This window comes from Paraburkholderia sp. J41 (assembly GCF_905220235.1).
Classification (GTDB): Bacteria; Pseudomonadota; Gammaproteobacteria; order Burkholderiales; family Burkholderiaceae; genus Paraburkholderia.
The window spans coordinates 1-23,244 of sequence record NZ_CAJMZE010000013.1 but is presented as its reverse complement, the minus strand read 5'-3'; the positions used below and the strand labels follow the sequence as shown (position 1 = coordinate 23,244).

The following is a 23,244-nucleotide window of genomic DNA, read 5'->3' as shown; positions in this document are numbered from 1 at the left end:
TCTTGTCTTTCGCATGAGGAAAACGCATGTCACTCTCGCTTGCCAGGCTGGGCTCGCTCGACCAGATTCGCGGCTTCGTGGCCGTGGGCCGCCGCATGAGCATCACGCTCGCCGCGGAGGATCTCTGCATCACGCAATCGGCGGTAAGCCGCCAGATCGCGGCGCTGGAGGAAGCGCTCGGCGTGCGCCTTTTTCAGCGCGGCTATCGCTCCATCGGGTTCACGCCCGAAGGCGAGCGGCTTTTTCGCACGGCCAACAGCGCGGTGCAGCAATTGCAGGAGGCCATCGACGCGATCCGCCAGGGCGCCGCGCGCCAGCCGGTGACGATCACGGCCAGCATCGGCGTGGCCGCGCTCTGGCTGCTGCCGCGGCTCGGCGCGTTGCAGCGGCGTCACCCCGGCATCGACCTGCGCGTGGCCGCCACCGACAAGGTGCTCGACCTGCGCGCGGAAGGCGTCGATCTCGCGATTCGCTACGCGAGCGCGCGCAGCGCGGCGGTGTCGGCCACGCGTCTTTTCGACGAGGCCATCGTGCCCGTGGCGCATCCTTCGCTGCGCGTGGCGCGGCTCGACGCGGCCACGCTCAAGCGCCACGTCTTGATCGAATTCGACGGGCCGCGCCGTCCGTTGCTGCGCTGGGCCGACTATCTGGACACGCTCGCGTTGGCCGGCGTGCAGCCGGCGGGCATGTTGCGTTTTAATCAGTATGACCAGGTGATTCAGGCCGCGCTGGCCGGACGCGGCCTCGCGCTCGGCCGCCGTCCGCTGATCGCGCCCATGCTCGCGGACGGCCGCCTCGCCGTGATCGGCAAGAAAACGCCGGTGCGCGAATCGGGGCACGCGTATTTTCTCGATCAGGCCGACGACGATCCGCGCGACGAAGTGCGCGCGGTGATGGAATGGATCGGCGAGGAAAGCCGTGCGATGACATGAGCTTAACGCATGCGAGTGCAGGGTGTCGCGGGCCGGCGCACGCGGCGCAATGAACGGGCGGGCGCGCGTCGCGTCGTCATCCTCGCGGCCGCCGGCACAAGCGCCGCTTTTTTCGCGCACGAGCCGCCCGGCGCTGGCGAGCGGCGCGCGGCGAAAAAGCGCGAAAATGGCGCTTTGCGGTGCCGTCCGGCGGCTTTCCGTCGCGGCGCGGCATGTCGCTTGCACGCGATCCGTCGAAGGCACCCTTCACCTCCACATTGCGGAGAACAGCAGATGCGAATCGATCTGAGCGGCAAGACTGCCGTCGTCACGGGCTCGACGGCGGGCATCGGCCTCGCCACGGCCAAAGGGCTGGCCGAAAGCGGCGCGCACGTCATCCTGAACGGCCGCACGCAGGCCAAGGTGGACAGCGCCGTCGACGAAGTGAAGCGCGCCTTGCCCGCCGCGAAAGTCACGGGTTTCGCAGGCGACCTCGGCACGGCCGAAGGCTGCGACGCGCTGCTCGCCGCGCATCCGGCGTGCGACATCCTGGTGAACAATCTCGGCATTTATGGCCCGAAAGACTTCTTCGAGACGCCCGACGATCTCTGGAATCACTTTTTCGAAGTCAACATTCTGAGCGGCGTGCGCCTGTCGCGCGGCTATCTGCCGGGCATGACGCAAAAGGGCTGGGGCCGCGTGGTGTTCGTCGCGTCCGAGTCGGCGCTGAACATTCCCGGCGACATGATTCACTATGGCGTCACCAAAACGGCGCAACTGTCGCTCGCGCGCGGCCTCGCCAAGCGCGTGGCGGGCAGCGGCGTGACCGTCAACAGCGTGCTGCCGGGGCCGACGCTTTCCGACGGTCTCGTCGAAATGCTCAAGGACGAGGTGAAGCAAAGCGGCAAGTCGGTCGAGGAAGTCGCCGCCGGGTTCGTGATGGCGAACCGCCCGAGTTCGGTGATCCAGCGCGCGGCCACGGTCGAGGAAGTCGCGAACATGATCGTCTACACGTGCTCGCCGCAAGCATCGGCCACGTCGGGCGCCGCGCTGCGCGTGGACGGCGGCGTGGTCGACAGTATCTGAAGCGCGGCAGCGCATCGACGCGCGCGACGGGCGTGCGCCGTTGATGTCGACGGCGGCGGCGCTTTCTTTAAAGCGTTGCCGCATGAGCGCGGCGCGCGTTTTCTTCGGCGATGCGCGAGGGACGCGCCGCGTTCGCCACACACCGCTCCACCCAAAATCCGCCACCAACGCCGCAACGTCCATAGCTCTGCGGCGCGACATTGCATTCGATTGCGATGACGCACATGGGCGAATGCGAGTCTCGCGCGCTTCGCGCCATGCGCCATTGCGGACGAAACCCCACGCACGATGCAATGCACGAACGCAGCGCCTCTCGCAGGTGAGCCGCATTCGATCCCGCATGCGCCGCGCAACCGCTTCCAGTCGGCGCACTGAGTGTTCATGACTCGCCGCGCGCCTCGATGAAAACCGGCGAAAGGCACGGCGTCTCCACGCGCGCGCCCGTAACGCATCTTCCGTAACGCCTCTCAAGCGAATTCGATATCCGTTGCGTGCCTATCGGTCATTTGACCGGTACCGCCGCGCCATTGCAACTGCAATGCTTGTGTCGCGCTGTTTTCATCAACGTTTCGCTCACGGAGTTTTCATGCCCACTCGTTTCAAGCTCGCCGCGACCTTCGTCGCGCTCACGATCGCCGGCGCCGCGTTCGCGCAATCTCCGGCCGCCAAGCCCGAACGCATTCGCGGCGACATCGTGTCGTTCGCGGGCAATACGCTCAAAGTGCATCGCCGCAGCGGCGAGACCGTCACCATCGACATGACCGACGCATCGCGCCTGAACGCCGTGCGGGCCATGCAGCTTTCGGATATCAAGCCCGGTTCGTACGTGGGCGCGGCGGCGATGCCCGGCCCCGACGGCAAGCTCACCGCGAAGGAAGTGGTGGTGTTCCCCGAAGCCGCGCGCGGCATGGGCGAAGGCCACTACGCATGGGATCTGGGCGCGAATTCCACGATGACCAACGCCAACGTGGACACCATCGTGCAAGGCACGAGCGGCCGCGATCTCAAGCTTTCGTACAAGGGCGGCAACAACACCGTCAACGTGCCCGCGAACGCGCCGGTCGTCACGCTCATTCCGGCCACGCGCGACGAGCTGACGGCGGGCAAGAAGGTGTTCGTCGTGGCCACGCCCGAAAGCGGCGGCGGAAATGCGGGTCGCTATGCGGGTCAGTTCATCGTGGTGGAGAAAGACGGCGTCGTGCCGCCGATGTAAATCTCGCGGCCGCGCGGCGGCATGCAGCAGGCGCGCGGCAAGCGCGTGCGCCGCCGCATCGGCTCAATCATGAATCAACGTGAAACCAGGTCGAAGATGAATGCCGCAATGATGGAACTCGCGCATCGGCTGAGTCTTGTCGAGGACAAGCTCGCCATTTACGAACTCATCGCGTCGCATCCGCCCAGTGCCGATACCGGCGCCGCCGCGTATGCGATTTCGGTGTACGCCGAGCACGGCGTGTTCGACCGCGGCCCTCAACTGGACGGCGCGACCGGCGCGCGCGAGATTGCCGCGTTCATCGAGCGGCCCGAGCACGAACAGGCGATTCGCGGCGGGCTGGCGCATTTCGCCGGCCTGCCGCTCATCGACTTGCGCGGCGATCACGCCGTGGTCACGTCGTACCTGCTCATCGTCCATCTGGACCACGCGGGCGAAGCGCGCGACTTGCCCAATCACGGCGTCTCCACGGGATACCGCATTCATCGCGCCGTGGTGAACCGCTGGGAACTCGAACGCTGCAACAACCGGTGGATCATCCAGAAGCGCACGCTGTTGCCCGTCGACGGATCGGACGGGCATCGCGAGCTTTTGCGCCAGGGGTTGAGCGAACTGCACTCAGGCTTGCGCGGCTGCGGCGCGGCGCTGCCCCACCCATAACCACAGCGCGGAGATCAGGAAATAAATCGCGCCCACGGCCGCGTAGCCGGCCACCTTGGCGATGGCGGGCGGCGTGGCTGCATGATCCTGCACGATGAACAGCACGCCCGCCAGCGCCGATTGCGCGCCGCTCAGGATCATGGCCCATTGCGCGCCGAAGCGCTTCCAGCGCCGCAGCGCCGTGCCGAGCTGAAGCAGGCCCGAAACGATGGCCCACACGCCGAATACGTCGAGCACCCAGTGCGTGCCCTGCGCGCCGAGCGCCACGATCACGGCGATCGTCGTCACGAGACTGATGACGACGTTGAGCGCCTGGGTGCGATTCGCCGCCGCTCCGCCGCTGCGCGACATATCGACGAAATTGGCCAGCGCGTCCCACGCCGGATACACCACGAACAAGGCGGCGGCAATACCCGCCGAATGCAGCCCGATGGAAAATGCGAGCGCGACCCAGAGCAGGGAAAACGCGCCGCGGGAAAAATAATAGTGCTTGAGCCACTGCGCCTCCTGAGCGCGGGCGATATCGACGTGAGGTTCGTTCATTGCAACTCCTTTTCGGTTCGTAACGACATGAAAACGGTCTTCGAGGATCAGCATCGCACCGCGCGCGCTCGAGCGGCATCGGTCGAATGACCGACCCGGCCCAAAACGTTGTGGCGTATAGTGGTCGCTCCTTTTTCCACGCGTTTTCCGCCCTCTCCGATGACCGACGACGAAGCCCGCCTCGCCCCGCTTCGCGTGTTCGACGCCGTGAAAGCGCTCGCCTTCATCGGCGATCTGAGCATGGGGCAGCCGACCGACCATTCGCCGCGCACCGGCTGGCTCGCCGCGCGCCTCGCGCAAGCGGCCGGGCTCGACGCCGCCGTGCGCGACACGGTTTGCGAAACCTCGCTGCTGCGCTGGTCGGGCTGCACGGCGAACGCCGCCGGTTTCTCCGACGTGTTCGGCGACGACATCCAGAGCCGCGTCGCGATGGTCGAAGGACGGCCGGGCTGGGCCGCGCCGCTCGAAGCGCTGGGCGGCGTGGGCACGGTGCTCGCGCCGCTCGCGCAAATTCATTGCGAGGTGTCGGGCGAAGTGGCGCGCATGCTCGGTCTGGCAAGCGCGACCGAAACGGCGTTGCGCCACATCTTCGAAACGTGGGACGGCAACGGCCTGCCCGAGCATCGGGCGGGCGACGCGGTGCCGGCCGCGGTGTTCGTCGTCGCGCTGGCCGGCGACCTGGAAGCGTTCAGCCGCGCCTATGGCATCGAGCGCGCGCTGGGCCTCGTCGCGCAACTCGCCGACGCGCGCTATCCCGCGCGGCTCGTGGCCGTCGCCGCGCGCGAAGCAGCGCATTGGCTCGACGAACTGCAAGCGCTCCCGCCCGCCGCGCTCGACGCCGCGCTCGCCACGCCGGCCATGCAGCACGACACCTCCGCCGAACTGATCGCCGACGTCATCGACTTGAAGCTGCCGTGGATGACCGGATTTTCGCGCACGGTGGCGGCCGCGGCGGCGCAGGGCTGCGCGCGTCTCATCGAAGACCGCGCCGCGCACGCGCGCGTCTATCGCGCGGGGCTGATTCATGGCATCGGCCGCGCGGCGGTGCCCAACAGCGTCTGGAACTCGAACGCGCGCCTGCCGGAAAGCGCGTGGGAAAAAGTGCGGCTCGTGCCGTACTGGACCGCGCGCGCGGGCAGACAAGCGGGCGCGCTGGGCGAAGCGGCCGAACTCGCCTCGTATGCGTACGAACGGCTCGACGGATCGGGCTATTTTCGCGGCGCGCGCGACGCGGCATTGACATCCGAGGCGCGCGTGCTCGCGGCCGCGGTGGCGTGGGTCGCGTTGCGTTCGGCGCGGCCGTGGCGCGCGGCGATGAGCGCCGAAAGCGCGGCGCAGCAGTTGCGCGAGGAGGCCGCCAACGGCCGGCTGTGCGGCGAAGCGGTGGAGGCGTTGCTCGCCGAGGGCGCCATCGTCAAACGGCCCGCAAGCGTTGCCTCGCAGGGCGCGCGTCTTTCGGCGCGCGAGATCGAGGTGCTGCGCGCCATTTCGCGCGGCGCGAGCAACAAGGAAGCCGCGCGCGAATTGACGCTCAGCCCCAGCACCGTGCGCACGCACGTGGAAAGCGTGTTTCGCAAGCTCGAATGTTCGACGCGCGCGGCGGCCACGCTCAAGGCTTCGTCGATGGGACTGCTTTGACGCGCGCTCGCCCATGACGCCGCGCCGGCGATGTCGACAGCACAGTTCATCCAGCTCGCTTAAACTTGTCGCTCCGCACGAAAAGCGCGCGCGCGAGGCGTTCGCTCGTCTCTTGTTTGTCTTTTTGCTTGCAGGCTTGCTTGCATTTTTATTACCAGGACTCTTTCAATGTCAAACTCGAATCCCGTCGCGTCGGTGAACGCTTACGGCGTCAATCAGACCCAGATCAGCGTGCAAGCCAAGGACGGTCCTTGCAACGTCTGGGTGCTGAAGCCGGAAGGCGAAGGCAGTTGGCCGGGCGTGATCTTCTACATGGACGCGTTCGGCATTCGCCCCGCCATGATCGAAATGGCGAGCCACATCGCGGCGCGCGGCTACATCGTGCTGCTTCCCGACCTGTTCTATCGCTTCGGCAGCTACGGCCCGCTCGATCCGAAGGAAGTGTTCAAGGGCGATTTCCGCGCGATCATCGGCCCGATGATGGCGAGCACCGACAACCACAAGGCCGCCGACGACACCGCCGCGCTGCTCGCGTATCTCGACAGCCGCAACGACGTGAAGGGCGGCAAGGTGGGCACCGTGGGTTTCTGCATGGGCGGCGGCATGGCGCTAACGGCGGCCGCATGGTATCCCGAGCGTGTTGCGGCGGCGGCCAGCTTCCACGGCGGCAATCTCGCCACCGACCAACCGACTAGCCCCCATCTGCAACTGCCGAAGGTGAAGGCCGAAGTGCTGGTGGCGGGCGCGGACAAGGACCAGAACTATCCGCCCGAAATGGCCGAGCGCTTCAACGCCGCGCTCGCCGAAGCGGGCGTCAAGCACACGAGCGAGATTTACGAAGGTAAGCTGCACGGCTGGATGAAGCCGGACATGCCCGTGTTCGATTCGCAAGGCGCCGAGCGCGGCTGGAACGAACTGTTCGCGCTGTACGCGCGCACGCTGGGCTGAAGCGGCGGCCTCGCGCGTCGCTGCGCGCACGACGCCGATGGCCGTGGGGAGCGGCCTCGGTGTTTCGTGTGGTGCGCGCGTGGCAATTGATCACACGTCACGGCATTTCGAATTCGATCGTGGATGCGTAAAGCCGCTGATCGTCACCACGGGTTTGCCAAGCGCCCACGCGAGCCACGACAAATCGTTCGACAAGCCGAAGAAAAAAGTCGACGTGCTGGATCCGGCTCGCGCGCTCCTGCAACGGCCAGTCGTCACGAAATAGCTTGATGCGCCGACTCCTCCCTCGTGAAATGCGTTCGCGCTCGCGAGCTCATAACGACAGAACGAGCGTTGATCGACCTTGCTCGCGGAGCGTGGAAGGTGCGTGCGGAGGCAACGAAGCCACGGCAGGAATTTCTGATGCCGCTACTGCCGCTGGTCGTGGGATGGATTAAGGAGTTGATGGCGCTCACGAGCGACACCGTTTGGCCGTGTCCATCCAGAAAGCGCGGCCGCAAAACTGTCCACATCTCGAAGGACGTAATTGGCTCGAAGCCTACGGGAAGCGTTTGATCGACGCGGCTTGGGACATCGGCCGTTCACCCTCACGACACTCGCTCGATGGCGAAAGAACATTACGCAATCCTGACTGCTCACGCGAGATCAGCGAAATTGCCCTCAGCCACTAGCTGCCCGGTGTCGAGGGCACCTACGATGTCCGCGAAGAGATTCCGGAGCGCCGGGCCGCGATGGAAGCATGGGCGCGATTCATCGAGGGCTGCTGCTCCGGTACACCGCCGGCCGGCGAACTGGCTTCGAACGTTGTCCAGTTCAGGCCGCGTCGGGCCGCACCGGCGTCAAGCGGGAAGCGCCTCGATAACCCTCGATTGGATGATCCTCAGGTTCGGAACGGGTAGCGATGCGTTGTCGATTTCTGTCAGTGCACCGGGTCGCAGCCATTGATCAGCACAATCTACGTGATCTCTTCGCCGTCGCGGTACATGTGAGGCATGACCTCGCGCGCCTCAAGGCTCGTGCCGCCGCGGAATGCCTGCACGGTGACTTGACTGCACGGGCAACCAATGAAACGCGCATACGACGGCGCCAGCATTTAAAAGACGGAACGGATTGGGTGGCCCGCAGAAGCCACCCATTCGGTGGCATGCTTTTTTCACTCATCACCCAAACAAACTTGATCTCGAACAACTAGCGCTGTGGCTCCCAATTTTGGAATAGCGCGGGTGGTATCTTGTAGCACGCTGCGCGCCTCCTTCAGAGCGGACGGTCGCAGGATCACCGCCTTACCCTACGAATACCGGCCCACAAAGCTAGGTCTTCGTCTTTCAGCGGATCGCACCGCCCCATCATTTCCCGCCGCGTTGAGCAACAAAAAAGTACCACCTGGGATCGTGGCACGCTGGCGCCGCGGCCGAGGTCCGCTCAAAACGCTGATTCGAGGATCAAAAATGTGTGGAATTCTGGGCTCAATTGATATCGCGCTCGACGAGCAGCAGTTAGCAACCCTTGCGCACCGAGGGCCGGACGGTTCTGGGCTAGAGCGCCATATTTTCACGGAGCACACCGTCTATTTGGGGCACCGGCGCCTGGCTATAGTCGAGCTAAGCGATGCAGGCGCCCAACCCATGCGAGCTGCCAACGGGCGTTTCAGTATCATTTTCAATGGGGAAGTCTATAACCATCTCGAACTTCGCACGCGGCTACCCCATGTGATCTGGCGCGGGCAAAGCGATACGGAAACCGTTCTCGAATATTTTATTCACTACGGCGTGGAAAGCCTGAGAGACCTCAATGGTATATTTTCACTGGCCATTGTTGATACCCAGGAGATGACTCTATATCTTGCCCGGGACCGGTTTGGCGTAAAGCCACTCTATTATTCTCAAACCAACGAAGGCCTTGTTTTCAGCTCGGAAATCAGGGCAATTCCGCCCCCTTCTCGAGGGCGATTGTCACTTGAGAACCTGGCGTGCCTTCTCGAGCTTCGGTACGTCCCCTCGCCTGCAACCCTCTACGATAACGTTCAGAAGCTCCGCCCCGGTCACTTTCTTAAGATCGAACTTCGCGGAAAGATCTTATCGCCAATTCAACAACCTTTTTTTAGTGCGAATTTTTTGAACCGGTTCACCGGCTCATTTGAGGAAGCGATCGAATCTTATGAGTCTATTTTGTCCGCTGCAGTGCAACGACAGCTGATGAGCGATGTGGAGGTTGGCATCTTCCTTAGTGGCGGACTGGATTCGGCGCTGATAGGTAGTTTTGCTTCGCAAGCGTCAAGCAATTGCCTCAAGGCCTTTACTGTTGGATTTCGTGAAGGCGGAGCAGTAGATGAAATCCTGGCAGCGAAGATTTCAGCCGATCAGCTAGGTCTTGAGCACCGCCCCGTAACGATTGGCCAGGATGAGTTTGATAATTCGATATTTACAATACTTGAGACCGTTGAAGAACCCATAGCAACCACGTCGATCATCCCAATGTACTATCTCGCGAAAGCTGCCTCGAAAGAGGTTGCAGTGACGCTATCAGGCCAAGGGGCAGACGAGCAACTGGGTGGATACAATCGATATCGCGGTTCGATCCTGGATCCTGTTTTCCCCAAAATTGCTGCGCGATTGGGCAGATCAGCCTTTACATTTTTAGGGATCTCGAATGAAACTTTGCTCCGTACTATGGAGACATATGCGTCCCCTACCCAACTCGACAAGGTTCGCGCTATTCACGCAGTCTTTAACCGACGCGAAATTTCGGCAATCTTGAAACACACTGCCAACCCATCTGGCGAGCTTTTGTCCTATCACCTTGATGCCTTAGCGAATAGAAATAGTACACTTACTGAAACGCTGATGCGTCTAGACATGAAGACGAGCTTGGCCGACGATCTCTTGATGTATACAGACAAGATCACAATGGCCCACTCTATTGAGTGCAGAGTCCCAATGCTTGACAATGATTTGGTGGATTTTATAGATAGTCTTCCGTCAAAATTCAAATTGGGATTTACGAAATCCAAGATCGTTCACAAGGCGCTCGCTCAACGTCGTCTTCCCAGGGAAATTGTAGAGCGAAAGAAACTAGGCTTCGAATCTCCGATACACAAATGGATTTTCTCAAATAGTCTTATCTCAGAACGCCTCCTAGATTCTGGAAATCCGCTTCACTCGATTATTCCAAAAACTACAATTGAACGCGTGATTAGTTTATTCAAACGCGGATCGGGGTATTCCCGTCATATTTTTTTACTGATCAGTCTAAGCTGCTGGCTTGACAAGATCGATACGTAAACACCAATTTTCAGATTAATGCGTGACGAGCACTGACTCCTGTGGATCGCTTGAGCTTTCCGATCACACTACACCACAGATGGTGCTCAATATGAACTCCCCCCCCGGGATGAAGAAGTAAAAGCACGTCGCGGCGATGTGCCCACGAAGCAGCAGCCACAAAGCCCTGGGGCTCCGACAACCTGAGGCTTTTGTCATTTCTGGCCGCTCTACTGCGTGGCCTCAACTCCGCTCACCCCTTGGGACGACTGCGCAGCCGCGATGTTCTACGTGTTCACGCCTGCCACACCTATCGCCGTTTCGGCGGCCGTCAGTCCGTAATGAACCCCCTTCAGCGTGGCCGGATCGAGAGGCAACGTGCCCGCGATCTGGCCGAGTGGCGGCAACGCGGATTGCGCGAAGTCCTGCACGTTGTCCATCGTCACCGTCGCTCCGGCAGCGCACATAGCCGTCGCAAACGGTTGGGCTTTCTTTTCTTGAGCAGCGCGTCGGCATTCACCGAGCACGGGTCGCCCGGCATGGACGCGTCGATAGTCTGGGACTGCGTGATGGCGCCCTTCGTCAGCGGGCACGCGACGCTCGCGTCCGCGCGGGCGTCACACCGGCGCCAGATCGACACCAACCTGCTCGGCTCCATCGCCGTCGTTCGCGCGGCCTTGCCTTCGTTGCGCGCGCAACGAAAAGGGCTCATCGTGCAGGTGTCGTCGGAAGGCGGCCAGATCGCGTATCCGGGTTTCAGCCTGTATCACGCGACAAAATGGGGCATTGAAGGCTTTGTCGAAGCGGTGGCGAAGGAAGTGGCGGCGTTCGGCATTCAATGCCTGATCGTCGAACCGGGCCCCACGTCCACGCAATTCGGCGCGGGCATCGACCACGGCGCGTGGAACGACGCCTATGCGGGCACGCCCGTCGATCAAGTGCGTCAAGCCATCGAAGGCCGCTCGGGCGCCGTGTTCGAATTCGCCGACGCGGACAAAACCGTCGACGCCATGATTCGCGCGTTCGACAGCGAGCCACGGCCATTACGGCTCGCGCTGGGCCGCTCGGCGCACACGTCGATTCGCGACGCCCTGGCCGCTCGGCTCGCGGAAGTGCAAACGCAGGCGGACGTGGCCGTGTCGGTAATGCCCGATGCTTTGCCCGGCGCGAACGCATGACGCCGCTTATCGACGTTGCCTTACCTTGCGAGGGTTACGATTGGAAACCGCGAACGCGGCCCCGACCGCTTTTAAAAGTATTCAGCAGGCTTGCCGTCCGTTACCTATTAGCAATTGTCGACGGCAAACATATTGAATCGTTAATGCATCGTCCGCACGGAACGCGTGAGCATGGGTAAATAAAATAAATCCGCGCAATTTTTCGGTGCATGCAGCAATAGCCCTGGCGTTGTCGCGGATTAGCGGGCATTCAAGCGCCGCACGATCGGGCGATCGCGTTTCAATGGGGAAAGAATAAAGCCGGGCGAGTAAGCAGCGATGTGAAAGGGCGACAAAGCCCTTTCCATCAACTCAAGTCCGAAAGATTGACGAGGGCGCGATCGCCGTCGTTCTGGGCTTCGTCTTCGTCGGGAAACGTGTGTTCGCTATAGGCGATGACTTTGAAGCCGCCGCCTGTCGAACGTTCGATGGTGATGCCCCAATGCCAGCCGCCTTCCTGTTGAAATACATGCAGCCTCGGACCGGCAGCCTGGCACGGCGTGTCAAAGATATTCATGTGCAGCCTCCCGAAATGGGAATATCGTCGTGGACGATTGTGTCGATGGAAGCAGTCTATAAACGGTGTTGCTGCGACGCAATGCGGATTAACGTGGATGCAAGAACCTTCGAAATAGACAGGCTGCGGCGAGCTTCCAGCGGCCATCTCCCATAGCGGTTACACTCGTCGCGATAATGCGAGGCTTTCTTTCGCTGCCTTTCTCTTTCGCTAACGACAGGCCCGCAATGAATAACGCACCGCATCAGCTCGATCTTTCGGCCTGGCCGCGTCACGATCTGCTCGAAGGACCGACGCCCATTCAACCGTTGCCGCGCTTGAGCGCCCATCTGGGCGGCGGCGTGAATCTGTTCGTCAAACGCGACGATCTCAACGGGCTGGGCGGCGGCGGCAACAAGTTGCGCAAGCTCGAATTCCTGATCGGCGAGGCGCTGGCCGCGAACGCGGACACCATCATCACCGTGGGCGCGCGGCAGTCGAATCACGCGCGGCTCACGGCCGCCGCCGCGGCGCGCGTGGGCTTGCAGTGCGAACTCGTGCTCACGCGCGCGGTGCCCCGCTTCGACGCCGACTACCTGGAAAACGGCAACATCGTGCTCGACGCGTTGTTCGGCGCGCGCGTGCATGACCTCTCCGGCACGGCCGACGCGCTCGACTATGCGAACGCCCGCGCCGACGAACTGCGCGCGCAAGGCCGCAAGGTTTACGTGTGCCCGCTCGGCGGATCGAGTGCCGTAGGCTGCCTGGGTTACGCCGCGTGCGCCGCCGAAATCCTCGCGCAAGCGCACGCGCTCGGCACCGGCTTTGCGCGCGTCGTGGTGCCCAACGGCAGCGGCGGCATGCACGCGGGACTCGTCGCGGGCTTCGCGGCGCTGGGCGTCGACCCGCGCCTCGTGCATGCGTACGCCGTCTATTCGAAGGCCGATCACGCGCACGGCATCACGCTCGACAAGGCCAACGCCACGGCGCGCCTCGTCGGCGGCGTGCCGGGCATCGCGGCGGAAGCGGTTGTCATCGACGAAAGCCAGCTTGGCGAAGGCTACGGCATGCCCACCGACGCCATGCGCGAAGCGGTGCGCCTGATGGCCTCGCAGGAAGGTCTGCTGCTCGATCCCGTCTACAGCGGCAAGGCGTTCGCCGGCGTGATCGCGGCGGTGCGCTCGGGCCGCCATGCACCCGGCGAGAACGTGCTGTTCGTGATGAGCGGCGGCGTGCCCGGCCTGTTCGCCTACCGCAGCGCGTTCTGAGCGCGCAAACCAGGAACCGCCATGACCGACGACGAAAGCGCAATTCGCGAACTGATCGACACGTGGATGGAAGCCAGCCGCGCGGGCGACACGGAGAAAGTGCTGGGCCTCATGACCGACGACGTGGTGTTCAGCGTGCCCGGCCGCGAGCCGTTCGGCAAAGCCGAATTTGCGGCGATGTCGCGCGCGCAGCAGGGCATGCGCGTGGACGGCACCGCAGAAATCGTCGAGCTTCAGGTGCTGGGCGACTGGGCTTTCGTCCGCAATCGCATCGACATTGCCGTTACACCGCCGGGCGCGGCGCAGCCGCTGCGCCGCGCCGGATACACGCTCACGCTGTTGCGCAAAAACGGCGACGGCCGCTGGTTGCTCGCGCGCGACGCCAATCTTGTCGACGTGAAAAAGTAGCGGCGCCAGCCCTGGCGCCGTCAGCGAGTTCCGCCGGTATCAGAAAAACTGATTGATCCGTTCAATTTATTGAGTTTCCCTTAATCGGGCGCTTGCGGCAAAGTGACGCCATACGCCGGAGCACTCTCTTGAATCAACGCATCGATCCTTCCCTACTCGCCGCGCCCGATCTTTCGTACGCCACGCTGCAATCGGGTATCGCCCTGCCGTTCCTCGAACGCGGCGAAGGCGAGCCGCTGCTGTTCGTGCATGGGTCGCTCTGCGATTACCGGTACTGGATGCCGCAGCTCGACGGTCTCTCCGGCCATTTTCGCTGCATCGCCCCGAGCCTGAGCCACTACTGGCCCGCCGCCGACGCCGTGATTCAGGGCGACTTCGGCTGGGAAAGCCACGTTGCCGAACTCGCCGATTTCATCGCGGCGCTGGGTCTCGAATCGGTCCATCTGGTCGGGCATTCTCGCGGCGGGTCGATCGCCTGGAATCTCGCGCGCCGTTATCCGCGGCTCGTGCGCTCGCTGGTGCTCGCCGATCCGGGCGGCCCGCTCGCGCGCATCGAAGAGGACAACGCCGTGCTGCCGCCCGCGACCAACGCGCTGCGCACGCGCGCGGCCGACTTCATCCATCGCGGCGAAGTGGAAACGGGCCTGGAATTGTTCGTCGATTCCGTGAGCATGCCGGGCGCGTGGAAGAAGAGCACGGAAGGCTTCCGCCAGATGGCCATCGCCAACGCGACGACGCTGCCGAAGCAGTTGCAGGACCCGCTGCCCGCCTACGGTCCGCGCGCGGCCGCCGAGATCAAGTGCCGCACGCTGCTGATCGACGGCCAGCGCAGCCCGCTCATGTTTCGCAACAACGTGGAAGCGCTCGAACAGTGGACCGGTTACGCGCGCCGCGTGACGATCAAGGGCGCGACGCACGGCATGAACGGCACGCACCCCGACATTTTCAACAGCCATCTGCACACGTTTATTACGCAGGGGTAAAGCGCTCGGTGCGCGCCTTTCGGAACGCATGACGGGCGCCTTCATTGCGTGCGCGAACCCTGCGTTCGACATATCGAGAATTCGCGCTTCGAATATATCGTCCTCCTAACTATCTGGAACGATAGCAGCCGGCCACGATCGACTCGGGCCGGTCTCACACCAAACGGCTTCGCGCCTAATCCGCCGACGCATCGCTCGCGCGCGTGTCGATCGGAATCCCCAGCTCCGCCGCCATGCGCTCGACCAGCGCCTGCAAGCGCGCGACCTCGTCGCTCAAACGCTGCTGCTCGCCACGCAGCGCCTCGAAATCGGCAAAAGAAATAGTTGCGCCGCCGCCCGTCTCGCGAGGCGCGGCATCGCCGGCATAGGCCGCAGCCGCGGCCGTCACGCTCGTTTCTCCGCACAGCAAGTGCATCCAGCGGCTTTCGCGCTCGCCGGGCGCGCGCGGCAGTTTCACGACGAGCGGCGGCTCGCGTTCGGCCAGTTCCTCCAGAAAGCTTTCGACCGACGACACATCGGCGAAACCATGCAGACGCGCCGAATTCAGCCGCAGTTCGGCGGCCGTTTGCGCGCCGCGCAACAGCAGCACGGTCAGAAGCGCCGCCGCCTGGCTCGGCACGTTCAGCACGCGGTTCAGGTTGTGCTCGAAACGCGGCACGCGGCTGCTGCTGCCTTCGAACACGAGGCTCAGCAGCTTGAGTTCTTCGATGGCGGCGAGCACGTCGGCTTCGCTCGCGTTCATGACGGGCGTGCGCGCCGTTTTCTGATTGCAGCCGAGCGTGAGCGCGTTGAGCGAGAGCGGATACGTGTCGGGCACGGTGTGCTGCTTTTCCGCCAGCACACCGACGATGCGCGCCTCGAGCGGCGTGAGCGCGCGCAGCGTGCGCGGCGAGGAAGCATCGGCAGGAGTATTCATGGGCTTCGTCGATTACCTTCGTCGATGGATCAGGCGTTCGATGATACGCGCGGCGCGCCAAAAAGCCACCGCGCCGGCCTCGCACTTCAAGCGCTTCATGCGCCTAATGCGCTTCATGCGCTTCATGCGCTTCATGCGCCGATCAGCTTGAGCCCCGCGGGCAGCGCCTCGCCAAACACGCGGCCCGTGTCGGCGGTATCGAGCGCGACGACTTCGCGCACCATCGCCGCCCACGCAGGCGGCGCGTTCGCGCTTTCCAGCCGCCGCAGCACGGCCGCGCGCAAATCGTCGGGCAAGTCGCGCGAACGGTCGCCGGTCATGCGCGCGATCTGCGCGGCCGCGAACATGGCCGGTTCCACCTTCTTCCAGTCGAGCGCGAGAATCGCGTCGAGCCATTGCGCGGCGGTCTCGGGCGGCACCACGCCGTGCGCGCTGCCGTAGAACGGCTCGCGCGCGCCGATGCGCCCCACGGCCCACCACGTCTGATGATTCTCGCCGGGTTTTCGCAGCCGCTGCAAAAGCCGCTCGCCGATCTCCACCTTGCTCCCGGCCGCGATCTGTTCCAGCGACGCGTAGAGGCGGATCATGTCCGCGTGCGCGAGTTTCGCGGGATCGAACGGCAGCTTGTGACGCTTCGAGCCGGCCGCCTCTTCGAGAAACGTCATGGCTTCGAGCACACCGTGCTGCTGCGCCTCGTCGAGGCCGCCCGCCGCGCGGCGCCAGAGCGTCCACCATTCGGACCACACCTGGCCTTCGTTCACGTGCGTGATGCCGTCGTCGAACAGCGTCCACAGTTGCGCCACGCGCCATTCGTCGAGCGGATAGCCGAAGCCCGGCCGCAGGCAAAAGCCCGCGAGATTGAGCCAGAGCCGTTCATGATCGGCGGAGCGGCGGCGCTTGCCCGCGCGCTCCCACAACGCGCCGAACAGCTCGCGCAAAAGCGGGCCGTCCCAGTGCTGGCGCGCCCCGAGTTTTTCTTCGAGATGCGCGCGCAGGCGCTTGACTTCTCTCGCGTCCACTTTTGCGGAGCGTGCGCCGAACACGCGCTCGATCGCGTCGATGGCGGCGTCGAGTTGCGGATGACGCCGCGCGCCCGCCTCGTTCGCTTCGCCCGCCTCGTTCGCGCCGCCCGCGCGGCGCAACGCGAATTCGAGCAGCCAGCGCTGCGCGGGGTCGTCGGTGGCGATGCAGTGCATTTCCAGCGTGCCCACTTCGGTGAGCGACGTCGTGAGCTTCACGGCGCGCTCGCGCGCGGCCGCGGCGTCGCCGCTCGCGGGCACGACCGTCGCGAGCGGCGGCAGGCGCACGAAGTCGGCGGGCGCGAGATCGGCGATTTCACCGGGCTTCCACGCGGTATCGGCAACCGTCGAGGCAAGATGGAATTGCACCGGATGGCCGAGTTGCAGCGCGAACGTGCGATCTTCGAGATGCAGCTCGCGGCCTTCTTCCGTGCCGCGCGGCAGCACGCACACGCCGCGCGTTTCGTGAACGCCCGCGCCTTCTTCGAGCACGAGAAAATAGCTGCGCGGCGAGCCGCCGCCGATACGCGGCGCATGGCCCGCGCGCGCGAGCGCATACGCCACCGCGCCGCGCGCCACGGCAATGTCGGGCTGATCGTTTTGCAGCACGTTGAGCGGCGTGCCGCGCCATGCGCCGAGCGTATCGGCAAGACGGCGGCCCGGCGCGCGCGCGCGAAACACGCCGCCGTTGAGCAGCAGCGTGTCGGGCACCGGCACGGCCGTCGCGGCGGCATCCGATATCCCGAGCGCCTCGCGCGACGGTCCCGCGAAGCGTTGCAGGAACGCCGCCACGTGACGCGTGATGCCCGCGTCGGCGGCATAGGGCAAACCGAATTCGACGATGGCTGCGCGCGAGCGGCGCGGCGACTCGTCGGCGGCAATCTGCGGAAAGAATCCGTCGACGACGACGCGCGCCACTTCCTCGCGCGCAAGCTGCGTCGTGCGCGCGCCGCCCACGAGCCGCGCGCCCGCGCCAAGCAGCGTGACCGGCACGGACTCGGGCGCATCGGCGTCGAGCAACTGTTCCTTCGCCACGCGGCAGCGCTCCACGAGCTGCGAAAAACTCGCCGCCGACAAACGCGGCCCGCCCGCCGCCAGCCGGCTTTCGGCGAGATGGGCGAGCGCCAGATCCATGTTGTCGCCGCCGAGCATCAGATGATTGCCCACGCCGATGCGCTCGATGCGCGGCTCGCCCGACGCGTCGTCGCCCGCAAACGCGACCTTGATGAGCGTGAGGTCGGTCGTGCCGCCGCCCACGTCGCACACGAGCACGAGGCGTGACGCGCCGAGTTCCTCGCGCAGCGACTCGCGATGGTGATAAAGCCAGTCGTAGAACGCCGCCTGCGGCTCCTCGAGCAGCCGCAGCTTCGGCAGCTTCGCGCGCCGCGCGGCTTCGAGCGTGAGCGCGCGCGCGCCGTCGTCGAACGAGGCGGGCACGGTGAGCACCACGTCCTGATCTTCGAGCGGCGCATGCGGAAAACGATGGTTCCACGCCGCGCGCACGTGCGCGAGATAGCTCGCGCTGGCGTCGACGGGCGAGACCTTGGGCACGTCGTCGGGCGCGCCCCACGGCAGGATGGGCGCGAGGCGATCGACGGCCGCATGCGAGAGCCAGCTTTTCGCACTGGTGACGAGCCGCCCCGGCACCTGCGCGCCCAGCGTGCGCGCCAGCCGGCCCGTAATGGCGTCGGCGTTGGCGTCGGCGTTGGCGTTGCCGGTATCGTCCTTGCCGCCCTTGTCGCCCTTGTCGCCCTCGCCGGTGCGCCACGGCAAGCGCAGATCGCCGGCGTCAAGCTCGCCCGCCGCCGGGTGATAGCGCGCCGAAGGCAAGAGCGGTTCCGCGCGCACTTCGCCCAGCCCCGTCAACTGCTCGACGTCGAACACGCGAATTTCGGTGGCGTCGGCGCTCGGGGCGCCCTGGCCGCCCGCCTGCGCGCGCGCATACGCCACGACGGTGTTGCTCGTCCCCAGGTCGATGCCCACGAGGTACTGCTGCATCGCTCGCTTCATCGCAACTCAGTCGGCCGCGCCGCCGCGCACGTCGAACTCCACTTTCCAGCGCTCGTTCGTGCCGCTCGGCATCGCTTCGAGTTCGAGCGTGCCCGCCTCGGTCACGCGCGCGTGCAGGCGCACCGGCACGACTTCGCCGGGCGTGCGGCCTTCGGTGGGCAGCGTGGCCTGAATCGCTTCGAGTTCCTGAAGCTCCTCGGGCGACCAATAGTCGAGCATCGTGCCGACCTGATCGTGGCGCCGCACCGAAGAACCGAAGAAGCGGAAATGCACCGGCTCGCCCACCACGAGGCCGAATTCCTGCGGCGGCAAGGCCGCGTCGCTGCCCTCCTCCATGCCGAACGGCGCCACGCACAGCGCCGAAACCGGCGGCTCGAGGCCGGGAACCGCCGGCATCGCCGATTCGACCGCCACGTAGTACGCGCGCGCCGTGCCGCCGCGAATGCGCACGCCGCGCCCGCGCTTCACGTAACCGTAGTACGCCGCGCCGCGCGCGACGGCCAGATCGAGATCGGCGCCGCTCAGCATGCGCGCCGCCGGCGCGCCTTCGGCCGCGAGCCAGCCGTTCAGGATGTCGATCACGCGTTGCGAGAGCAGCGGCGACTTGAATACGCCGCCGTTGAACAGCACCGCCGTGGGATGCAGGAAGGTGACGTTCGCCTCCGGCGCGCCGAAGCCCTCCACTTCCGCGAGCGCCTGCACCTGGCGGCCGAGAAACGCCGCGAGATGGCGCGTCACGCCCGCGTCCTGCGCGTAGGGCAAGCCGAGTTGCGTGAGACCGACGCGCGTGCGCACGGCCGGGCGCGCGGCCGCCTCCACCTGCGGGAAAAAGCCTTCGAGAATGATCTGCGTGAGTTCGGCGCGCGTAAGCTCGGTGCGGATCGACCCGCCGATCAGCTTCGAGCCGCGGCTAGGCACGACGAGCGGCACCGTCTCCACGGACGCGTCGCTCAGCAGCGTTTCCTTCGCCGAGCGGCACGCGTACGTCAGCGCGCGCAACTGCCACGGATCGGCTTGCGTGCCTTGCGCCGCGAGCTTGCGCGCGACCACGTGCGCGAGCGCGAGGTCCATGTTGTCGCCGCCGAGCAGGATGTGCTCGCCCACGGCCACGCGGTGCAGTTCGAGATTGCCTTCGCGCTCCACCACGGCGATCAGCGAAAGGTCGGTCGTACCGCCGCCCACGTCCACCACGAGGATGATGTCGCCGACCTTCACTTCCTTGCGCCACGCGCCGCCGCTTTTCTGAATCCAGCTATAGAGCGCGGCCTGCGGCTCCTCCAGCAGCGTCATGTTCGCGTAGCCCGCCGCCTGCGCGGCTTCGGCCGTGAGTTCGCGCGCGGCCGGATCGAACGACGCGGGAATCGTCACCGTGACTTCCTGCTCGCCGAACGGCGCGTCCGGGTGCGCGTGGTCCCACGCCTCGCGCAAGTGCGTGAGGTAGCGCACCGAGCTTTCGAGCGGCGAAACGCGCTCGACTTCGGGCGGCGCGTCGTTGGGCAGAATGGCCGCGCGGCGATCGACGCCCGGATGGCAAAGCCAGCTTTTCGCGCTCGACACGAGGCGAATGGGCGTGCCCGCGCCGCGGCTGCGCGCGAGTTCGCCCACGGCGTAATCGCGCGTGGACGTCCACGGCAGCGTGAGGTCGCCCGGCGTGAGTTCGCCCGGATGCGGCAGATAGAGAAACGAAGGCAGCAAGTCGGGCGCTTCGAGCGTGCCCGGCGCCGTGAGCTGCGTCACGGCAAGCACGCCTTGCTGGGTTTTCTCGCCCTCGCTGCTCGCGAGATCGACATAAGACAGCGCGCAATGCGTCGTGCCCAGATCGACGCCGATCGAATAACGCGCGCTCACAGTTCCACCTCGGCGGGCGCGACGATGCGCGCATCGTGGGTCTTGACGAGTTGCGGCAGCTTCACTTCCTCGACGCGCCAGCCGCGATGCGTGAGGCTGCCCGTGAACGGCGCTTCGCCCACGACGTTGCCGGTCAGGCGCACGGCGGCGGCGTCGAAGCCCGGCGCGAGCGTGATGCGCGCGCCTTCGGCCTCGCTGCGCACGGGGCGGATCGTGAAGTGGTCGCGCAGCGTGGCGCGGCAGCCTTCGTGGACGATGCGCGCGGCCGCGCCGATATCGGCATCGGAATAGCCCTTGATTTCCTCCTCGACGAAATCGACGAAGCGCGCGTTGCGCTGGAGCAGGCCGAGCAGTTGCAGCGCGGCGTCGGGGCTCGACTCCTTGATTACCGTGGGCGCGGGCTGCGGCGCCGGTTTGGCGACGGGCGGCGTTTCCGGCTTCGCGACCGGCGCCGCGGCGGCGGGCGCGGGCGCGGCGGCGGGCGCCGAGGATAGCGACGCGCCCTCGCGCAGGCGACGCACGTTAGCGGCCAGTTCGCCGTCGCCGAGGATCGCGAAAAACGATCCGAGCGCGACGGAAACGCGGCCGAAGAAAGACAGGTTCGATTCGGGCATGAAGACGACTCCAAATATCGCTGAGGCTCGCCGCGAGCGGCAGCCGATCCGCCGCGCACGAAAGCGGCCCGGCGGAAAAATCAGGAGCCCGCGCGCGGGCTCGAAACCGTTATTTTGCCTTGTCGCGGCGCGAAGCCGGACAAAATGGACGATCGGATAAGTGCGAAGGCCCTTTCCTCGCGTCCCGGCAAGCCTCGGGCCGGGCCACATCCGGATCGCATTCAGGCCAGATTCGGGCACATGCGGGGGCACATGCGGGAGCACATCCGGGGCCACATTCGGGGCGCGAACGGGCTGTTCGAGGCAATATTCCGCCAATCGAACAAGGAGTTATCCGATGCCAAGTCGTCCGTTCGCCTTATCGGCCGTTGCCCTCGCCTTCACCGTCGCTGCCGCTGCTGCCGGTTTGCTCGCGGCCTGCGCCTCCGGGCCACGGCCCGCCGTATCGGCGCAGACCAATGCGACACCCGGCGAAGCGACGCCAACCGGCGCGAAAGCTGATGACGCGCAGCCGCCGCGCCCGGTCAAGGTGATGATCGTGACGATGTTCGCGCCCGAGGCCAAAACCTGGCTCGACCGGCTCGGGCCGTGGCAGGCGGTGCGCGTGGCCGGTTTGTCGCCCGACTATCCCGAGGTGCGGTGCAACGCCAGCGACGTGTGCGTGATGACGACCGGCATGGGCCACGCGAACGCCGCCGCCTCGACCATGGCGCTCGCCTTCGCGCCGCAGTTCGACTTGCGCCGCGCGTATTTTCTCGTCGCGGGCATCGCGGGCGTGAATCCGCATCTGGGCACCGTGGGATCGGCGGCGTGGGCCGACTGGCTCGTCGATTTCGGGCTGCAATGGGAGATCGACGGCGACGGTCGCCCGCGCGGCTGGCCCACCGGCTATCTCGGCATCAACACGAAAAATCCCGCGCAAAAGCCGCCGCTCGACTATCGCACCGAAGTATTCCGCCTGAACCCGAAGCTCGCCGATGCCGCCTTCGCACTCTCGCGCGGCGTCGCGCTCGCCGACAGCGCCGAAGCGAAAACCGCGCGCGCCCGATACGCTTACGCACCCGCTTACGCACCCGCGAACCGCGCGCCCACGGTGATCCGCTGCGACTCCGTCTCCGACGACACCTGGTTTTCCGGCACGGCGCTCGGCGAGCGCGCAACCGGATTCACGCGCCAGCTCACCGACGGCCAGGGCCGTTACTGCATGACGCAGCAAGAGGACAACGCGACCTACGAGGCGCTCAAGCGCGCGGCGGCGGCGCAGCGCGTCGACCTCGACCGCGTGGCGGTGCTGCGCGCCGGGTCGGACTTCGACCGGCCGTACGAGGGCGAAAGCAACGCCGCGAACCTGCTCGGCTACGCGAGCCAGGGCGGCTTCGCACCCGCGCTCGAAAATCTTTACCGCGCGGGCTATCCGCTGGTGTCGGCCATCGCCGGAAACTGGAGCGCGTGGCGCGAAGGGGTGCCCGCCGCGCCTTGATCGACGCGGTCTCAGGCGCTGTGTGCTGCGGTGCCGGCGGCGGTGACGACAGAGGCGGCGGCGCTCACGGGGGCAGGCGCGGTTGCGTCGGCGGCGAGAATTTCCGCGACTAACGGCAGATGATCCGATGCCACGCGCGCGTGCCCGTCGCGATAGGCGCGCACGCTCAGCAGGCGAGCGGCCGGATGCATCCAGATGCGGTCGAGCGCGAGCAGCGGCCGCCGCGACGGAAACGTGGCCGGCGCGGGCGCGGCGCGAAAATGCGCCGTGAGCATGCGCAGCGCGCGGCCCCAGAGCAGCCATTCGTTGATGTCGCCCGCGAGAATCACGGGCAGCGTGGGCCGGTCGAAGGCGGCGAGCAGTTGCGCGATTTGCGCGCGGCGCTCGCGCAGGCTCAAGCCGAGATGCGTGGCGACGATACGGATCGGTTCGCCGCGATGCAGGATGTCGACGTCGAGCGCGCCGCGCGGCTCGCGGCTGCCGAACGAGAGATCGAGCGTGCGCGTTTCCGTGATCGGCCAGCGCGTGAGCACGGCGTTGCCGTAACGGCGCGCGGGCGTGTCGATGGTCGGTCCGGCCACGGCGTGCCAGCCGGTCTGGTCGGCGAGCACGCGCAGCACGTCGGCGTGATCGGCGTGGTCGGCGTGATCGGCGTGGTCGGCGTGGTCGGCGTGGTCGGCGTGGTCGGCGTGGTCGGCGTGGTCGGCGTGGTCGGCGTGGTCGGCG

At 65.6% G+C, this 23,244-nt stretch carries 22 protein-coding genes; 14 read left to right on the top strand and 8 right to left on the bottom strand.

Annotation, left to right across the window (positions count from 1 at the left end):
• The first annotated feature begins 26 nt into the window (after nucleotides 1-26).
• From U5805_RS15460 to U5805_RS15445, 4 genes are all read left to right on the top strand, one after another.
• The gene (locus U5805_RS15460; RefSeq protein WP_322104358.1) at nucleotides 27-932 is read left to right on the top strand and encodes a LysR substrate-binding domain-containing protein; all 906 of its coding nucleotides are present in this window, start codon (nucleotides 27-29) and stop codon (nucleotides 930-932) included.
• 273 nt (nucleotides 933-1,205) lie between these two features.
• Entirely contained in the window at nucleotides 1,206-1,997 is a 792-nt protein-coding gene (locus U5805_RS15455) for an SDR family oxidoreductase (protein ID WP_322104357.1), read from the top strand.
• Between the two features lie 586 nt (nucleotides 1,998-2,583).
• Complete coding sequence (locus U5805_RS15450; RefSeq protein ID WP_322104356.1) at nucleotides 2,584-3,210, top strand: hypothetical protein; 627 nt, start codon at nucleotides 2,584-2,586, stop codon at nucleotides 3,208-3,210.
• Nucleotides 3,211-3,279: 69 nt separating this feature from the next.
• Nucleotides 3,280-3,870, top strand: a complete 591-nt coding sequence (locus U5805_RS15445; protein ID WP_322104355.1) for a nuclear transport factor 2 family protein — start codon at nucleotides 3,280-3,282, stop codon at nucleotides 3,868-3,870.
• Here the strand turns inward: U5805_RS15445 and U5805_RS15440 are convergent.
• Entirely contained in the window at nucleotides 3,829-4,413 is a 585-nt protein-coding gene (locus U5805_RS15440; RefSeq protein WP_322104354.1) for a DUF308 domain-containing protein, read from the bottom strand. The two genes, U5805_RS15445 and U5805_RS15440, sit on opposite strands and share 42 nt — an antisense overlap.
• A 159-nt stretch (nucleotides 4,414-4,572) precedes the next feature.
• On the opposite strand from U5805_RS15440, the gene U5805_RS15435 reads away from it, so the two are divergent.
• The 4 genes from U5805_RS15435 to asnB all read left to right on the top strand — a co-directional run bounded on the left by U5805_RS15435 (nucleotide 4,573) and on the right by asnB (nucleotide 10,280).
• Nucleotides 4,573-6,051 carry an HD domain-containing phosphohydrolase gene (locus U5805_RS15435; RefSeq protein ID WP_322104353.1) on the top strand — a complete coding sequence of 493 codons (1,479 nt, stop codon included), beginning with the start codon at nucleotides 4,573-4,575 and terminating at the stop codon, nucleotides 6,049-6,051.
• A gap of 168 nt (nucleotides 6,052-6,219) precedes the next feature.
• The gene (locus U5805_RS15430; protein WP_322104352.1) at nucleotides 6,220-6,999 is read left to right on the top strand and encodes a dienelactone hydrolase family protein; all 780 of its coding nucleotides are present in this window, start codon (nucleotides 6,220-6,222) and stop codon (nucleotides 6,997-6,999) included.
• A 37-nt stretch (nucleotides 7,000-7,036) separates the two neighbouring features.
• Nucleotides 7,037-7,264, top strand: coding sequence for a hypothetical protein (locus tag U5805_RS15425; RefSeq protein ID WP_322104351.1), 228 nt, complete (start codon nucleotides 7,037-7,039; stop codon nucleotides 7,262-7,264).
• Between the two features lie 1,183 nt (nucleotides 7,265-8,447).
• On the top strand, nucleotides 8,448-10,280 hold the full coding sequence (gene asnB, locus U5805_RS15420) for an asparagine synthase (glutamine-hydrolyzing) (protein WP_322104350.1): 1,833 nt from the start codon (nucleotides 8,448-8,450) through the stop codon (nucleotides 10,278-10,280).
• A 266-nt stretch (nucleotides 10,281-10,546) separates the two neighbouring features.
• Here asnB and U5805_RS15415 read toward each other — a convergent pair whose 3' ends face one another.
• Entirely contained in the window at nucleotides 10,547-10,705 is a 159-nt protein-coding gene (locus U5805_RS15415; protein WP_322104349.1) for a hypothetical protein, read from the bottom strand.
• 93 nt (nucleotides 10,706-10,798) lie between these two features.
• On the opposite strand from U5805_RS15415, the gene U5805_RS15410 reads away from it, so the two are divergent.
• A complete protein-coding gene (locus U5805_RS15410; RefSeq protein ID WP_322104348.1) occupies nucleotides 10,799-11,437 on the top strand; it encodes an SDR family NAD(P)-dependent oxidoreductase in 639 nt (212 codons plus the stop codon).
• Nucleotides 11,438-11,783: 346 nt separating this feature from the next.
• Here U5805_RS15410 and U5805_RS15405 read toward each other — a convergent pair whose 3' ends face one another.
• Complete coding sequence (locus tag U5805_RS15405) at nucleotides 11,784-11,993, bottom strand: hypothetical protein (protein WP_322104347.1); 210 nt, start codon at nucleotides 11,991-11,993, stop codon at nucleotides 11,784-11,786.
• A 227-nt stretch (nucleotides 11,994-12,220) separates the two neighbouring features.
• Between U5805_RS15405 and U5805_RS15400 the strand changes: the two genes are divergently transcribed.
• The 3 genes from U5805_RS15400 (at nucleotide 12,221) to U5805_RS15390 (ending at nucleotide 14,631) form a co-directional block, all read left to right on the top strand.
• Nucleotides 12,221-13,240 carry a D-cysteine desulfhydrase family protein gene (locus U5805_RS15400; RefSeq protein ID WP_322104346.1) on the top strand — a complete coding sequence of 340 codons (1,020 nt, stop codon included), beginning with the start codon at nucleotides 12,221-12,223 and terminating at the stop codon, nucleotides 13,238-13,240.
• Nucleotides 13,241-13,261: 21 nt separating this feature from the next.
• Entirely contained in the window at nucleotides 13,262-13,648 is a 387-nt protein-coding gene (locus U5805_RS15395; protein ID WP_322104345.1) for an SgcJ/EcaC family oxidoreductase, read from the top strand.
• Between the two features lie 128 nt (nucleotides 13,649-13,776).
• Complete coding sequence (locus tag U5805_RS15390; protein ID WP_322104344.1) at nucleotides 13,777-14,631, top strand: alpha/beta hydrolase; 855 nt, start codon at nucleotides 13,777-13,779, stop codon at nucleotides 14,629-14,631.
• A 175-nt stretch (nucleotides 14,632-14,806) separates the two neighbouring features.
• On the opposite strand, the gene U5805_RS15385 is transcribed toward U5805_RS15390, so the two are convergent.
• Nucleotides 14,807-15,547, bottom strand: a complete 741-nt coding sequence (locus tag U5805_RS15385; protein WP_322104343.1) for a YceH family protein — start codon at nucleotides 15,545-15,547, stop codon at nucleotides 14,807-14,809.
• Here U5805_RS15385 and U5805_RS15380 point away from each other — a divergent pair.
• Nucleotides 15,546-15,698 carry a hypothetical protein gene (locus U5805_RS15380; protein WP_322104342.1) on the top strand — a complete coding sequence of 51 codons (153 nt, stop codon included), beginning with the start codon at nucleotides 15,546-15,548 and terminating at the stop codon, nucleotides 15,696-15,698. The two genes, U5805_RS15385 and U5805_RS15380, sit on opposite strands and share 2 nt — an antisense overlap.
• Here U5805_RS15380 and U5805_RS15375 read toward each other — a convergent pair.
• The 3 genes from U5805_RS15375 to U5805_RS15365 are packed head-to-tail and all read right to left on the bottom strand — an operon-like array spanning nucleotide 15,679 to nucleotide 21,038.
• On the bottom strand, nucleotides 15,679-18,564 hold the full coding sequence (locus tag U5805_RS15375; protein WP_322104505.1) for an Hsp70 family protein: 2,886 nt from the start codon (nucleotides 18,562-18,564) through the stop codon (nucleotides 15,679-15,681). The two genes, U5805_RS15380 and U5805_RS15375, sit on opposite strands and share 20 nt — an antisense overlap.
• 18 nt (nucleotides 18,565-18,582) lie before the next feature.
• Nucleotides 18,583-20,424 (bottom strand): Hsp70 family protein, encoded by a 1,842-nt coding sequence (locus tag U5805_RS15370; RefSeq protein WP_322104341.1) that lies wholly within the window; start codon nucleotides 20,422-20,424, stop codon nucleotides 18,583-18,585.
• Nucleotides 20,421-21,038 carry a DUF2760 domain-containing protein gene (locus tag U5805_RS15365; protein ID WP_322104340.1) on the bottom strand — a complete coding sequence of 206 codons (618 nt, stop codon included), beginning with the start codon at nucleotides 21,036-21,038 and terminating at the stop codon, nucleotides 20,421-20,423. Before U5805_RS15365 ends, U5805_RS15370 begins: the two co-directional genes overlap by 4 nt.
• A 337-nt stretch (nucleotides 21,039-21,375) precedes the next feature.
• Between U5805_RS15365 and U5805_RS15360 the strand changes: the two genes are divergently transcribed.
• Nucleotides 21,376-22,518, top strand: coding sequence for a purine nucleoside permease (locus U5805_RS15360; protein WP_322104339.1), 1,143 nt, complete (start codon nucleotides 21,376-21,378; stop codon nucleotides 22,516-22,518).
• A gap of 11 nt (nucleotides 22,519-22,529) precedes the next feature.
• Here the strand turns inward: U5805_RS15360 and U5805_RS15355 are convergent.
• Nucleotides 22,530-23,244: endonuclease/exonuclease/phosphatase family protein (locus U5805_RS15355; RefSeq protein ID WP_322104338.1), on the bottom strand; the 715-nt coding region annotated here is incomplete at its 5' end.

Bases quoted from the DNA above. Each gene is read 5' to 3' on its own strand.
- U5805_RS15410 (WP_322104348.1), top strand. From the start codon at position 10,799: ATGGACGCGTCGATAGTCTGGGACTGCGTGATGGCGCCCTTCGTCAGC.
- U5805_RS15405 (WP_322104347.1), bottom strand. From the start codon at position 11,993: ATGAATATCTTTGACACGCCGTGCCAGGCTGCCGGTCCGAGGCTGCAT.
- U5805_RS15375 (WP_322104505.1), bottom strand. From the start codon at position 18,564: ATGCAGCAGTACCTCGTGGGCATCGACCTGGGGACGAGCAACACCGTC.
- U5805_RS15455 (WP_322104357.1), top strand. From the start codon at position 1,206: ATGCGAATCGATCTGAGCGGCAAGACTGCCGTCGTCACGGGCTCGACG.
- U5805_RS15435 (WP_322104353.1), top strand. From the start codon at position 4,573: ATGACCGACGACGAAGCCCGCCTCGCCCCGCTTCGCGTGTTCGACGCC.
- U5805_RS15425 (WP_322104351.1), top strand. From the start codon at position 7,037: ATGGCCGTGGGGAGCGGCCTCGGTGTTTCGTGTGGTGCGCGCGTGGCA.
- U5805_RS15360 (WP_322104339.1), top strand. From the start codon at position 21,376: ATGCCAAGTCGTCCGTTCGCCTTATCGGCCGTTGCCCTCGCCTTCACC.
- U5805_RS15445 (WP_322104355.1), top strand. From the start codon at position 3,280: ATGAATCAACGTGAAACCAGGTCGAAGATGAATGCCGCAATGATGGAA.
- asnB (WP_322104350.1), top strand. From the start codon at position 8,448: ATGTGTGGAATTCTGGGCTCAATTGATATCGCGCTCGACGAGCAGCAG.
- U5805_RS15430 (WP_322104352.1), top strand. From the start codon at position 6,220: ATGTCAAACTCGAATCCCGTCGCGTCGGTGAACGCTTACGGCGTCAAT.
- U5805_RS15440 (WP_322104354.1), bottom strand. From the start codon at position 4,413: ATGAACGAACCTCACGTCGATATCGCCCGCGCTCAGGAGGCGCAGTGG.
- U5805_RS15365 (WP_322104340.1), bottom strand. From the start codon at position 21,038: ATGCCCGAATCGAACCTGTCTTTCTTCGGCCGCGTTTCCGTCGCGCTC.
- U5805_RS15450 (WP_322104356.1), top strand. From the start codon at position 2,584: ATGCCCACTCGTTTCAAGCTCGCCGCGACCTTCGTCGCGCTCACGATC.
- U5805_RS15385 (WP_322104343.1), bottom strand. From the start codon at position 15,547: ATGAATACTCCTGCCGATGCTTCCTCGCCGCGCACGCTGCGCGCGCTC.
- U5805_RS15395 (WP_322104345.1), top strand. From the start codon at position 13,262: ATGACCGACGACGAAAGCGCAATTCGCGAACTGATCGACACGTGGATG.
- U5805_RS15400 (WP_322104346.1), top strand. From the start codon at position 12,221: ATGAATAACGCACCGCATCAGCTCGATCTTTCGGCCTGGCCGCGTCAC.
- U5805_RS15380 (WP_322104342.1), top strand. From the start codon at position 15,546: ATGGGCTTCGTCGATTACCTTCGTCGATGGATCAGGCGTTCGATGATA.
- U5805_RS15460 (WP_322104358.1), top strand. From the start codon at position 27: ATGTCACTCTCGCTTGCCAGGCTGGGCTCGCTCGACCAGATTCGCGGC.